The organism is Microbulbifer regidiadema (SeqCode), from assembly GCF_052466995.1.
In genome coordinates this window covers 2,996,932-3,009,320 of sequence record NZ_CP174297.1, presented here as the reverse complement: position 1 = coordinate 3,009,320, position 12,389 = coordinate 2,996,932, and the positions used below count along the sequence as shown (strand labels likewise).

Below are 12,389 nucleotides of genomic sequence, written 5' to 3'. Positions count from 1 at the left end.
CTTGCACCCCTTGTTAGTGATCTGTATTTGTACTTATCAGCGACCGGAGCGGCTTCGCAGAGCCCTGCAAAGCCTGGCCAAACTCCAATTGCCGCCGGATTTGAATGTGGCGGCACTGGTTGTCGATAACGATTCGGACGCTCAGGCGGGTAGGGCTGTGGTAGAGGAGCTGTCGGCGAGCTTTCCCTTCCCCCTCCACTGCGCGGTTGAAGAGCGCCGCGGAATCCCCTGTGCGCGCAACCGCTGTATCGATGAACTGAACACTAGGGAAGCAGACTACCTGGTGTTCATCGATGATGATGAATGGGTGGAGTCCGATTGGTTAACGGAGCTCTACACCTATTCCCAAGAGCTGGGGGGCAACCGCGTAGTTTGTGGCAGTGTTGTTCGTCGTTGGCCCGACACTGTACCGGCCTATTACTCACAGATTTTTTATCGACAGAAGCGTAAAACTGGTGAAGAGCTCAACTATTGCGCAACCAGTAACGTACTAATACCGATGGACAGTATTCGCTCATTGGGTTTGAGGTTTAATGAGCGAGATCCCCTCGGTGCTGGTACCGATGTGATTTTTTTCACAGAGTTTAAGGCAAAGGGCGGAAAAATCGTCTATTGCCTGGAAGCTAGGGTCTATGAGTCTGTACCGGAGAGCCGCGCCAATATGCGCTGGCTATCGCGCAGAAAATTTTCCGCCGGTATTACCCTGGCAAAGCACAAGCTTGCCAAGGGACGCGGCCACGCCAGCATCTTTGTCTCTGCGCTGGGGCAATTGCTGATCTCTGGCATCGGCTGTATTTTGGGCTTGATCGTCGGCGGTAAGCGCCTGGCGTCGGGCCCCTGGCTGCGCGCCTGTCGCTCTGCGGGTATGGCCTGTGGTGTCTTTGGGGTGCGCTCGGAGTTTTATCGGGTGGTGGATCACTAATATTTTGCCACTGCCACTGCGCAGGTGTTTTCCCTAGAAGAGATAACCGTCATCATAGCGCCTTCCCCGATGACAAAATTGATCTTTTGGTGACGCCCGCTTCATGCAAACACTGTACTCCTGGCTCTTTCGCCTGTTTTTACCTGTAATTCTGTTGCGCCTCTGGTGGCGAGGGCGCAGTCAGCCCGCCTACCGGCAGCGTTTGCGGGAGCGCTTGGGGCAGGTACCTAAAAGGCACAGCCGGGCACCGTTAATCTGGGTTCACTCCGTTTCTGTGGGTGAAACCCTGGCAGCCGTGCCGGTGATCTCCAAGCTGGCGGCTCGCCACACCGATTGGCAGTGGCTGGTGACGACGACAACCCCGACGGGGTCTGAGCGTGTACAGGAAGCCCTAGAGCCCGTTCTGGGTGGCCGCTTACTTCATTACTATCTGCCCTATGACCTGCCCGAATGCCTGGCGCCATTTCTCAATGCGCTCAGCCCCAGTGCGCTGGTGATTGTAGAAACGGAGCTCTGGCCCAACTTACTCAAGTTCTGTGCCAGCAGAAATATCCCCACCCTATTGGCCAATGCGCGCTTGAGTGAGAAGTCTGCGCGGGGTTACGGGCGCTTTCCCGCTTTGAGCCGGGGGATGTTGAGCAACCTGGAGCGCGTCGTGGCGCAATACCCCGCCGATATGCAGAGGTTTATCGATTTGGGTTTGCCGGCGGAGCGAGTCGTGGCCAACGGCAATATCAAGTTTGATCTCAGTATTGATCTGGGGTTGGCCAGTGAAGCCCAGGTGCTGGCGCACCAGTGGCGGGGGAAGTCCTCCCGGCCTATATGGTTGGCGGCGAGTACCCATGTGGGGGAGGATGAGATTGTCCTAGAGGCCTTCTCCATTCTGAAGAGAGAATTCAGCGACCTATTGCTGGTACTGGTGCCCCGGCACCCGCAGCGCTTTGATGGCGTTGCACGCCTGTGCCGGGAGCGGGGGTTTAGCTTGGTGCGCAGGAGTAAAGGCAGCGCGATCCAAGCCACTGATGAGATTCTTTTGGGCGATACCATGGGGGAGTTACTGCGCTTTTATGGTGCCTGTGATATCGCCTTTGTGGGGGGCAGCCTGGTTTCTGTCGGCGGGCATAATATGATCGAGCCCGCCGCCTGGGGGGTACCGGTTATTTCCGGCCCCCACCTGCATAACTTCGCCACGGTATCCCACTTGCTGCAAGAGGCTGGGGCTATGGCGGTAGTCGACGGTAGTGAGTCAATGGCTTCACAGGTTCAGGTTTGGCTGGAAGATGTGGGGCAGAGAAAGGCCGCCGGGAAAAGAGGACAGCAGGTGGCAGCAGAAAACAGTGGTGCCTTGCAGCGCTTAATGGGCGAAGTGGAAAGTTTAGTGCTGCAAAATGAGGCCCAGAGAGAGGATAAAAATCCTGCTCTCTGGTGACTACAGCCCCCGTTTACTTGGACGGGGCTGGCAGGCTGGTTGTAGCGGATTCAGACACCCGGGCTACATTGCTTGCGGGGTTTAGCATGCTGTCTAAGTCCTGGAGATCTTTGGGGGAGAGCAATCCCGCCGTCTGCTTCAAACTCAGTGAATTGAGGATGTAATCGTAAAGCGCATTGGCGTAATCGGTTTGCGCCTGGAACAGGGTGCGCTGTGCCAGCAATACATCGACAATATTGCGAGTGCCCACTTCATATCCCGCTTGAGTGGCATCCAGTGCGCTTTTGGCTGAAACAACCGCCTGTTCGCGGGCGGAGACCCGGGATACATCGGTAACGACCGCGCGGTGTAGAGTGCGGGTGGTTTGGATGGTGTTTCGCTCTGTCAGGGTACTCAGGTCCTGGGCCTGGAAGGCCAGGTTGCGGGCCTGGCGGCGGTTGGCGCTGAGCAGGCCACCGGTGAAGAGGGGCACAGATACCGTCACCGAGGCCGATGATTCCCAGTTCTCAGCATCTTCGGGGAAGCTGGTGAGCTGGGTCCCCGAGGTGTCGAATGTTCGGGCCTTTTCCTCCCCCCTGCTCGTGGCTTTCGAGTAAGCGAGAGTACCGGTGACGGTGGGGAGGTGCTCGCTGGCCGCCGAGCGGGCACTGTAACGGGCGGCATCCGCGCCGAGTCGGGCCGCTTTTAAGGTGTAGTTATTGGCCAGGGCAAACTCAACCCAGTCAGCGCGATCGGCGGGAACCGGCGGCGTTACCTGGAAGTCGGCAACCAGAGGGGCGAGCTCGGCGTGATAACCACCGGTCAGTACTGACAGGGCGTCAAAGTTACTGAGTAGGTCGTCCTGGGCGGTGAGGCGACGGGCAACAGAGCTGTCGTAAGCGGCCTGGGAGTCGTAGACGTCGGTAATGGCGGTGAGACCCACTTCAAAGCGCTGCTGTGTCTGTTCCAGCTGTTTGGCCAGGGCCTGCTCTTCGGCAATCGCAGCTTCGAGAACATCGTATGCGCGCAATACATCAAAATAGGCGGTGGCAACGCGAATCATCATGTCCTGCTGATTGGCACTGAACTCTGCCGTTGCCTGCTCAGTTAGCTTTTTGCCCTGCTGAAAGTCGAACCAGGCGGGTGCATCAAAAATAGCTTGATCGAGGCTGGCGCCGTAGCTTCTGTTTTGCACGGAGTTAGTGGTTCTGTATCTATAATCTACCGGCTGGATATCTTCCGGCTCTCCCTCTCCACTGACATCGACAAGCTGGAATGAGTTGCCGGAGGAATCAGTATGGCTTCTTTCGGCGGTGTAGCTGGCCGCCACCTGGGGAAGCAAGTAGGCGCGATACAGATTTTTGGACTCAATGCCCGCATGGTAAGTAGCGCGGTCGGCAGCCAACTCCGGGTCATTCTCCAGTGCCTGTGTATAGATATCCCACAGGGTGTCGGCTTGTGCCTGCATGGCGCCCAGGCCCAGCAGCGTAGCGGCGATTAGTTTTTTCAGTGGACGCAACTTGCGGCCTTGTGGCTCGGCGCGGTTACTTCTTTTCATCTATTTCGACTTCCTGTGGCGGGTAGGGTCTTCAAGCGTTGGCAAGTTATCTGGAGCTGCCGTTATGCAGTGGGGATATAGAGGCTCCAGCTTGCGGTTATTACTAATATTGCCAGTCTCCCCAGTAGCTGTCGCGAGAGTTTACCCGGGGGTAAACCGACCGTCGAGACGGCTTGCGGATTTTTGCTATATCTTCGTTAAACCGACGTCTACATGCGGTTATCGGTAATTTTTTGGCAATAATACAGGGCTCTTGAATAATGGTTGAGCGCCTATATTTCAATAGACGCACCTCATAAGCATTTGGATGCGGCAAATATTATGCAGAATAAGGCAAGGACTGAAAGCCCATGGACGCGGGGCGCAACGAGGTGCTGAGCGATTGGCAGAGGGCCTGCCATGAATGCGATCTGCTCCTGACCGGAGGGCTGGCCCCGCCGGGACAAAAGCTGGTTTGCCCCCGGTGTCGCTGTACTTTACACCGCAATGGCAATCACAGTATTTATTTCACGACAGCGCTCAGTCTCACCGGTCTTTTATTATTTATTCCCTCGGCCACTCTACCACTTTTGGATTTTTCCCTGTTCTCGTTTGGTGCAGAAAGCACTCTGCTAAATGGCGTTTACTCTCTTTTTAAAGCCGGGTTTATTTGGCTTTCTATACTGGTGCTATTTTGTAGTGTTTTGGCGCCAGTGGGGAAATTTGCCCTTTTGTTATTTATTTGTTGTGGCAGTGCCTGGGGGTGGCTAGATCGGCCAGTATCCAACGCTGTGCGTTTTTATCAGCATCTAAAAGAGTGGGGCATGCTCGATGTCTATATGCTCGGGATCTTGGTGGCCCTGGTTAAATTACAGGACCTGGGCCAGATGACGGTGGGAGCGGGTTTGTACTGTTTTGCGGCCACGATGCTATTGGCCAATCTATCCTCCCTGAGTTTTGATCAGGCGGCAATTTGGCAGCGCTTGGCCCAGCGCCGTGCGCACAAGGAATCAGTGTTGTGAGTGGCGTACCAGGTAAAGGGCTAAATAAGGGCTTAACCAGCTGTTTGTGTTGCCATCAGTTAATTATTTTACCGAGCGGGGGCCGCTGTCGCTGCCCTCGCTGCGGAGCTAGGGTACACGGGCGCATTGAGGGCAGTTTGATGTTGACCTGGGCCCTGGCGATTACCGGTGCTCTACTGCTGCTGCCAGCCAATATTTTGCCAGTGATGACGGTCGTTTATCTGGGCGCCGGCGATCCCAGCACTATTATCAGTGGAGTAATGCAACTCTATGATAGCGGCATGTGGGGTATCGCCCTAATCGTGTTTATTGCCAGTATCGCAGTGCCGGTCATGAAATTGCTCGGCCTGGTATTACTGCTAATCCAAATTCAGTGGCGTGCTGCTTTTGATCCCATTCAGGCGATGAAAATTTACCGGGTGGTTTCCGGTATCGGGCGCTGGTCTCTGCTGGACCTATTTATGATTTCTATTTTGGTTTCGTTAGTGGATATGGGCTTTGTTGCCCAGGTAAGCGCCGGTGCGGGCGCCACAGCTTTTGCTTCGGTGGTGGTGGTCACTATGTTGGCAGCGCGGACCTGTGATCCCCGTTTAATCTGGGATGCGTATGATGGCGACTGCTCTAAGCCCGCAATAGTTGCCGAAACTGCACGGGGGAGTGCGGCGGAAAATGGCTGAGGATTCCCCCGCGCAAAATGCCAATGCAGAGGCGCGCCTGGATGGCGGCGCCCAGCGGGGGGAGGTGCGAAGTAGCAGGGGCTTACCCTTAGTGTGGATTCTGCCGTTAATCGCAGGGTTTATTGCGCTCTGGTTGCTCTATCAGGATATTTCCGAGGGCGATGTTAAGGCGACAATCCTTTTTCACTCCGGGGATGGCCTGGTGAAAGGGAAAACAGTGGTGAAATACTCGGGGGTCGATATCGGTGTGGTGCAGGATGTGCGCCTGGTGCCGAATGCCAAGGCGCTTAATGGCGCCGATGGTGTCTTAGCCGAGGTTAGCTTAAATCGCAGCGCAGAGTATTTACTGGTGGAGGGGACTGAATTTTGGGTTGTAAAACCTGAGCTTTCCATTACCGGTATTCGCGGTTTGGAAACGCTGCTATCCGGTAATTATATTGCGGTTGAATCGGGTAGTGGAAAGCGCAAGCGGAACTTTGTCGCACTGGATCAGCCGCCCGCATTTATTCGAGGGGATGGTTTGCGGGTTGTTCTGCAATCCCATCGCCTGGGTTCTTTGAGCCGTGGATCGCCGGTATATTACCGGCAGCTGCGGGTGGGGCAGGTCGCAGATTACCGTTTGGATCGCGATGGAAATGAAGTGCGAATAGACGTATTTATTCGCCGTGAGTACGCCTATCTGCTTCATCGGGGCAGCCGTTTTTGGAATAGTTCGGGAGTATCTATTGAGGGGGGTATTAGCGGCATTAATATCAATTTGGAATCCCTCGCCGCACTATTTGCCGGAGGCGTCAGTTTTTATACCCCAGAAAATCAGCGCCAATCGCCACTCGCGGTCAATGGTAGCGAGTTCAAGTTGTACAAAAATTTTTCCGCAGCTGATGCGGGTATTCCAGTGACCCTCAATTTTGATCAGGGGGTCAATGTCACCCCGGAAACTACCAGGGTGTATTACCAGGGTATCCAGGTCGGGGAGGTTAGTGCGACTAAGGCAAACCGCTATTTAAATGGTATGGAAGTCACCGTCCTGATGGACCCGGCTATTGATGAGCTTCTCACTGAGAATACCCGCTTTTGGCTGGCTCCTCCGACCTTTGATTTGACTGGCGGACTCAATGATTTAATTCAGGGGAACCGTATCGAAGCGGATTTACGCAAAGGGCAGCGCTCACAGCGCACTTTTACTGCGCGAACCTCCGCGCCGCCCATGGACCCCCGTGTGCCGGGGTTACACCTGCGCCTCACTTCGCGCAATCTGGGATCTCTACAGCGAGGAGCCCCCGTTTACTTTCGCCGTATAGAAGTGGGAACCGTTCAGGGGATGGAGTTGCGTGGGGATGGCGAAGGGGTTGAGGTCTATGTGGTAATAGAGCCGCGTTATGCACACCTTGTGCAGAAGGGCGTTCGATTTTGGAATATTAGCGGATTGCGCGCCAGTGCCAGCCTGACTGAGGGCGTGGAAGTGGAAGCGGATTCACTGATATCGCTGCTGCGCGGCGGTGTTGCGTTTGGTATACGGCGGGAGGACCTTGGTAAAGGTGAGCCGGCGAAAAACGGCGATCAGTTTCCACTCTATCGCACCCGCGAAGCGGCGCTGGAGGAGGGGATACAGATCCAGATCAGCCTTGTCAGTGCCGAGGGCTTAAAGGTTGGAGCGCCTTTGCGCTACCGCGGGGTGCAAGTTGGAGAAATTACCCGCTTGAGGCTCGATCCCACTCTGGGAGAGGTATGGGCCAGGGCTAAGCTCTATCACAGAGGGGAGCAGTTTGCCCGGGCCGGAACCCGCATATGGGTGGTCTCTCCACAACTCGGTATCGACAAGATCGCCCACTTGGACACCTTGATTAGCGGGCGCTATTTGGCGCTTGAACCGGGATCTGGCGATCCGCAGCGCAAGTTTTACGCTTTAGCGCAGGCGCCGCGCGAGGACTTAGCGCAAACCTTAAGCCGCCCCGGGTTGGGGGTTATCCTCGACGCTGCCAGGCGGGGCTCATTGGTAGCGGGAAGTCCGGTTTATTACCGCCAAGTAAAAGTGGGGGAGGTTACCGGTTTTGCCCTGGGAGAGTATGCTGATCGAGTGTACATCTATGTTCATATTGAACCCCAATACCAGCCCCTGGTACGGGAGCACACGGTGTTTTGGAATGCCAGCGGTGTGGAGGTGACTTTTGGCTTGAAAAGCGGCCTTAATATCAATACGGAATCGGCCCAGGCGCTGTTGCAGGGGGGCATCGCGTTTGCTACGCCAGAAGCCCCCTTTATGGGGTTTGAGGTGGAGTCGGGAAGTCATTTTCCCCTCTACCCAAAAGCCGATCCCAAGTGGTATACCTGGAGCCCCAAGATAGAACTTTACAGCACGGTTGAACCGGTAAAATAAGTACGGAAATGTAGGAGTTTTTATGCGCTATTTATCAACAGGCTTACTTGTGGTGCTGCTGTTGGCGGGTTGCCAGGAGCTACAGGTAGAGAGAGTCACTACCGGCGAGCCAGCGGTCGCTTTTAGCACTTATAAATGGGGAGTCGCGCCACTGAGTGGCACAACTGATGCCTCTGCCCAGCTGGTGGAGCTGGATGAAGAAATGCGCGATATGGTTGCCGCAGCGTTGCAGCAGCGGGGCTATCGCCAAGTGGCTCAGGACCAGGATGCGGATATGGTTGTGGATTACCAGGTTGCGGTAGTCGATGAGTTTTTCTCTGGTGACACACGGGACCCCAGCTGGGACAAGCAGTTTGACAGCAACGCTCCCCAAGGTGTGGTGGAGCTGCCGCCCCTGACGGATGCACCGCTGGTGATTATGAGTGTAGGCATTGGCCGCCCCGGAGGTGCTGTGATTTGGGGGGGGAGAGCCAGTGAACTATTAACACGCCCCGATAGTGTTGAGCTGCGCCAGCGATTGATTGCCAATGGTGTCAGTGAATTGTTGCGCAACTTACCGCCGGCTTATCAATAAATAAGCCTTTGTCTCAACAAGAAAAATTAACCATTAATTTAGCAGCCACTGAAATATTAGTGGCTGCTTTTTTATGCTACTACAAATAGGTTAACCCTGAGCATAGGCGTTGGTGGCCAGGATTTCTGAGTTATTCAGAGTGGTTAATTTAAACAATCCTTGCTTGCGCCCTGCATCAATATCCCCAACTTCAAGAGCCAGTGTTTCACTTAATCGCAAGCCCATGGAATAAGTTGTGAGAATAAAAACACGATAGCGCAGTTTACGTGCCGCCCCGATAAGTTGCGTAATCTCCTGTGGCGTGAGAATATCGGGTAACGACTGAATTTTGGGTGCTTTGACGATATCCAGCCACTGCCACTCGCGCTTGAGGATATGCTTCCAGAAGAACTGTAGGCCATTGCGATCAACCTTAACGGTACTCCAAGAGTGGGAGTCCACTAGCTCAGAAAAATATTGTTCGAGTTTATCGGGGCAGACATTGAAATGCCCAGACAAGCGCCGCACAGCACATTCAGTTGAATCTGAGTTTATGCACTTCAGTCATTGGGTGAAAAGGTGAAGATGGGTGGAGTGAATAGCTTTGATAGGATTTAGCTGCGCGGTAAATAATATAACTGAGGAGCCGGATGCGATAATTCCGCACGTCCGGATCTGCGTGGGGGCAGTCGGCTAACTGGCTGTCCTACCACTACGCACTCAACGGTAGTGAACACAAATAAAGTGGAAGAATATGAGCATAACATCTAGATTTTTCGGGAAAAAAGAAACAGTCTTTGAACGAGGCTTAGTTGCAAATCCTGAACTTGATCACCCTCTTAGTCTACAGGTTCTTTTCAAGAAAAGTTTTGAATTTAGTGCGTGCGAGTTAAAAGAAAAGTTTAACTCATATCACCCAAGTTTAGCCAAAGCAAAAGTTGAAATTGATGAAGAGCTAAAAAATAGTGGAACACCAATTGGGCTTGTAGGTTGGGGAGAGCACGTCATTCAGATTGTAGGCTTTAACCAACCATTCCCATCTGATTCTTTGGAGCGCTGTATTACACCATCCCATTATGGCAAGGAACTTAAAGATCAGGCTAGATCCCATCGGGCACATTTGATTCTTTATTACAAAGGCTATGATAACAATCCAATAGCTCAATATACCTCGTTAGCATTAGTTGGTGGTTTTCTAGCTGATTTTGGTGCAATCGTAGTTACTAACGAAAGTGGGCATACTTCTTTTCCTGCTATTGCGTTGTCTGGAAATGAGGTCGAAGGAGATATCTTTGAGTTTCTTAAGTCACTTCCCTTGCCAATTCTTTACTGTGGCTTTGTTAAGTATGAAGTTGAAGGTATAGATGGAGTCTGGTTAAGGACATACGGAGCACCATTACTTGGTTTACCTGACATGGCATCATTAGTGGAAGACCACTCATTTAGTCAGGGTATATTCGAAATATTTTGTAACGTATTTTCTTATTTACTGGAGTCAGGCGCGAAATTCGCAGCGGGAAATACGATGCAAGTTGGCGAAGATGTATTTATGAAATTACGACTTAATACTGATCAAGAATACTTTCTTGCTAGTAAAGATGAGCTATTTGTTGCTGAATTTATATCAGAATCTGAGATAAATCATTGCTAAAAAGTAATATGCGGACCTAAGGGTCTATACTAATAGACTCCTATAGCCCTTTTAAGTACAAACAACGAATAATCTTCTTTATCAAAATCTAGAGTTTTGGAAGACTTGTAACAAAGAACTGGGGTATGAAGTGGTCTAATACTTCCGGACACTTCGCTAAGATGGTAAAACTACCAAGCGAGGTGATGTATGACAACGAAAGGTACACGCCGGCAATTCAATCCGGAGTTCAAGAAAGACGCCGTAGCCCTAGTCTCTGAGCAAGGGTATTCGATTTTTAAAGCTGCAGAGGCTGTACCACTGCCAGCAACCTGCGACGCAGGGAAAAGAGTTGAAGCAGGAAGAGAGCGGAGTAAGGCTGGATGCCGGCGAGCGCGCTGAATTGGATCGGTTGCGACGCGAAAACAAGCAGTTACGGATGGAGAAAGAAATCCTAAAAAAGGCCAGTGCCTTCTTTGCGAAAGAAATGAAGTAAAGTACAACTTTATTAAAGAACAGCAAGGCAGCTTTCCAGTTAGGACGTTATGCCGAGTGATGCGGGTAAATAAGAGTAGCTATTACGAGTGGTGTCAGCGCAGTGATAGCTCAATAGATAGCTAGACATGAAAACTATGCCATCGTTTAAAGGCCTTATTTTCTGAATCTCGGCAGAGTCTCGGAATCCGCCGGCTAATGAAGCTATTATGCAAAAAAGGCTTTAAAATTGCTCGCTATCGAGTCCGCAAGCTAATGAAGAAGCTAGGTTTGACAGTAAAACGCAAGAAGCGATTTACACTGACGACAGATAGCAAACAGCAACTACCGATCGCGGAAAACCTTCTGAATAGGAATTTCTCACCGAATGCATCGACGGAACGCTTTTTTAGCAGCCTGAAACGGGAATGGTTGACGGGGAATCTCTATGCAACAAGGGAGGATGCGATAACCGATGTAAGAGCCTATATTGCTTATTACAACTCACGCAGGATACATTCAACACTGGGGTATGTAACCCCTATCGAATTTGAGGAATATGCTTAAAGAGGTGTCCAGTTAGACTTGACCGAAACAGCTGCCCAGCACAGCCAGGAGTCGATAATTTTAATTAAAGGGCTGCGATACCCCTGCGGCTTAAGGTTCGCCGCAGGGGGGCTTTAATCCACTGCTGGGATATCGCTGGCCGCTATTGCCATTAGCGCCCTTTCTTCACCAGGTTGTCGTAGAGATCGATATAAGAGTCGACGATAACCTGCTTGCTATAGGTCTTGGCGTATTCATCGGCTGCATTTTCTATTAGGCTCTGGCGTAGTTCCGGCGTTTCGATAACGGATTTTATCGCCCTGGCCAGCTCATCGGCACTATCGATAGGGGTAATCAGGCCGGTTTTGCCGCTGGTTATTACCTCTCCGGGGCCCTGGGAGTTCGTCGCCACTATAGGGCAGCGGTGGGCCCAGGATTCCATCACAATAGAACCCAGGCCTTCGTGCCGCGAGGGGCATACAAACAAATCCGCAGTGCGCATCAAGGCGGTGACATCGTTGCGCCAACCCAGGAAGCGCACTCTCTCCTCCAGGCCGAGCTGATGACACAGAGCTTTCAGCTTGCTCTCCTCGGGGCCGCTACCGGCGAGCCACAAAGTGGCATTGGGAATCTGGGTGAGGGAGTGGAGGAGGGTGTCGAATCCCTTGTTAATATGCAGGCGGCCGGCAGAGAGGATTAGGGGCCTGTCTTCCGGGGTGTTGAAGCTGTTTCTGGGTAGCGGATCAACCGGTGTCTCGTCGGCAAAATTGGGGATATGGAAAATCTTATCCTTGGGGATGCCACCATCCCGCAAATGCTGACAGATACCTTTGCTGATGCCGATCCAATAATCCGCATGGCGGTAATATTTAAGATTGTAGTAGTGCCCGAGGCGGCTGACCAAAAGGTATTTTTCAGAGCTGGGGGTAATTGAGGTGGCGCGCCCCATCCAGGTCATTACGATATCCGGCTGCCATTGATTGAGGGCGTCCCGATATTTTTTGCGGCCGAGAAAATCCAGCTTGCCACCGAATTTAAAACCTTCAGTTTCCACACCGTTACCGCGCAGTGTCTGTACCCGGTGATCGTGGTTGCGAATAAACGCCTTTTCCGAAATTTCGCTGCGGGGATTTAATCCACTGACGAGACGCACAAAAAAGTTCTCCGCACCGCCGTGTTCAGCACCGGCGAGTATCTGTGCGACTCGAATAGGGTTGTTACTCATAATCTATTGCATCTTATC

The 12,389-nt window shown here is 52.5% G+C and carries 12 protein-coding genes and 1 pseudogene; 10 read left to right on the top strand and 3 right to left on the bottom strand.

Annotation, left to right across the window (positions count from 1 at the left end):
* Position 1 precedes the first annotated feature (1 nt).
* Complete coding sequence (locus ACJJIK_RS13095; RefSeq protein ID WP_444928745.1) at positions 2-922, top strand: glycosyltransferase family 2 protein; 921 nt, start codon at positions 2-4, stop codon at positions 920-922.
* A gap of 103 nt (positions 923-1,025) precedes the next feature.
* Positions 1,026-2,351: a lipid IV(A) 3-deoxy-D-manno-octulosonic acid transferase gene (gene waaA, locus ACJJIK_RS13090; protein WP_444942997.1), complete on the top strand. Its 1,326-nt coding sequence runs from the start codon at positions 1,026-1,028 to the stop codon at positions 2,349-2,351.
* Between the two features lie 13 nt (positions 2,352-2,364).
* Here the strand turns inward: waaA and ACJJIK_RS13085 are convergent, their stop codons facing one another.
* Positions 2,365-3,888 (bottom strand): TolC family outer membrane protein, encoded by a 1,524-nt coding sequence (locus ACJJIK_RS13085; RefSeq protein WP_444928743.1) that lies wholly within the window; start codon positions 3,886-3,888, stop codon positions 2,365-2,367.
* 350 nt (positions 3,889-4,238) lie between these two features.
* Here ACJJIK_RS13085 and ACJJIK_RS13080 point away from each other — a divergent pair, with 350 nt between their 5' ends.
* From ACJJIK_RS13080 to ACJJIK_RS13065, 4 genes are all read left to right on the top strand, one after another.
* Complete coding sequence (locus ACJJIK_RS13080) at positions 4,239-4,889, top strand: paraquat-inducible protein A (RefSeq protein WP_444928742.1); 651 nt, start codon at positions 4,239-4,241, stop codon at positions 4,887-4,889.
* A 140-nt stretch (positions 4,890-5,029) separates the two neighbouring features.
* Complete coding sequence (locus tag ACJJIK_RS13075; protein WP_444942996.1) at positions 5,030-5,566, top strand: paraquat-inducible protein A; 537 nt, start codon at positions 5,030-5,032, stop codon at positions 5,564-5,566.
* On the top strand, positions 5,559-7,943 hold the full coding sequence (locus tag ACJJIK_RS13070) for an MlaD family protein (RefSeq protein ID WP_444928740.1): 2,385 nt from the start codon (positions 5,559-5,561) through the stop codon (positions 7,941-7,943). Before ACJJIK_RS13075 ends, ACJJIK_RS13070 begins: the two co-directional genes overlap by 8 nt.
* A 22-nt stretch (positions 7,944-7,965) precedes the next feature.
* Positions 7,966-8,517, top strand: coding sequence for a DUF4136 domain-containing protein (locus ACJJIK_RS13065; protein ID WP_444942995.1), 552 nt, complete (start codon positions 7,966-7,968; stop codon positions 8,515-8,517).
* Positions 8,518-8,607: 90 nt separating this feature from the next.
* Here ACJJIK_RS13065 and ACJJIK_RS13060 read toward each other — a convergent pair whose 3' ends face one another.
* A complete protein-coding gene (locus ACJJIK_RS13060) occupies positions 8,608-9,024 on the bottom strand; it encodes a phage integrase N-terminal SAM-like domain-containing protein (RefSeq protein ID WP_444942994.1) in 417 nt (138 codons plus the stop codon).
* A gap of 226 nt (positions 9,025-9,250) precedes the next feature.
* Here ACJJIK_RS13060 and ACJJIK_RS13055 point away from each other — a divergent pair, with 226 nt between their 5' ends.
* The 4 genes and pseudogenes from ACJJIK_RS13055 (at position 9,251) to ACJJIK_RS13040 (ending at position 11,167) form a co-directional block, all read left to right on the top strand.
* The gene (locus ACJJIK_RS13055; protein ID WP_444928737.1) at positions 9,251-10,147 is read left to right on the top strand and encodes a DUF4261 domain-containing protein; all 897 of its coding nucleotides are present in this window, start codon (positions 9,251-9,253) and stop codon (positions 10,145-10,147) included.
* Between the two features lie 331 nt (positions 10,148-10,478).
* Positions 10,479-10,622 carry a hypothetical protein gene (locus ACJJIK_RS13050; protein ID WP_444942993.1) on the top strand — a complete coding sequence of 48 codons (144 nt, stop codon included), beginning with the start codon at positions 10,479-10,481 and terminating at the stop codon, positions 10,620-10,622.
* Positions 10,623-10,774: 152 nt separating this feature from the next.
* A pseudogene (locus ACJJIK_RS13045) lies at positions 10,775-10,906 on the top strand (IS3 family transposase); the annotation flags it as partial.
* Positions 10,892-11,167: an IS3 family transposase gene (locus ACJJIK_RS13040; protein ID WP_444945065.1), complete on the top strand. Its 276-nt coding sequence runs from the start codon at positions 10,892-10,894 to the stop codon at positions 11,165-11,167. The pseudogene ACJJIK_RS13045 and the gene ACJJIK_RS13040, both read left to right, overlap by 15 nt.
* A 151-nt stretch (positions 11,168-11,318) precedes the next feature.
* Here the strand turns inward: ACJJIK_RS13040 and ACJJIK_RS13035 are convergent, their stop codons facing one another.
* Positions 11,319-12,371 (bottom strand): glycosyltransferase, encoded by a 1,053-nt coding sequence (locus ACJJIK_RS13035; protein WP_444928735.1) that lies wholly within the window; start codon positions 12,369-12,371, stop codon positions 11,319-11,321.
* Positions 12,372-12,389: the final 18 nt, after the last annotated feature.

What these genes read in the sequence shown, in the direction of transcription:
- waaA (WP_444942997.1), top strand. Translation starts at nt 1,026, where the DNA reads ATGCAAACACTGTACTCCTGGCTCTTTCGCCTGTTTTTACCTGTAATT.
- ACJJIK_RS13085 (WP_444928743.1), bottom strand. Translation starts at nt 3,888, where the DNA reads ATGAAAAGAAGTAACCGCGCCGAGCCACAAGGCCGCAAGTTGCGTCCA.
- ACJJIK_RS13080 (WP_444928742.1), top strand. Translation starts at nt 4,239, where the DNA reads ATGGACGCGGGGCGCAACGAGGTGCTGAGCGATTGGCAGAGGGCCTGC.
- ACJJIK_RS13075 (WP_444942996.1), top strand. Translation starts at nt 5,030, where the DNA reads ATGTTGACCTGGGCCCTGGCGATTACCGGTGCTCTACTGCTGCTGCCA.
- ACJJIK_RS13070 (WP_444928740.1), top strand. Translation starts at nt 5,559, where the DNA reads ATGGCTGAGGATTCCCCCGCGCAAAATGCCAATGCAGAGGCGCGCCTG.
- ACJJIK_RS13065 (WP_444942995.1), top strand. Translation starts at nt 7,966, where the DNA reads ATGCGCTATTTATCAACAGGCTTACTTGTGGTGCTGCTGTTGGCGGGT.
- ACJJIK_RS13055 (WP_444928737.1), top strand. Translation starts at nt 9,251, where the DNA reads ATGAGCATAACATCTAGATTTTTCGGGAAAAAAGAAACAGTCTTTGAA.
- ACJJIK_RS13035 (WP_444928735.1), bottom strand. Translation starts at nt 12,371, where the DNA reads ATGAGTAACAACCCTATTCGAGTCGCACAGATACTCGCCGGTGCTGAA.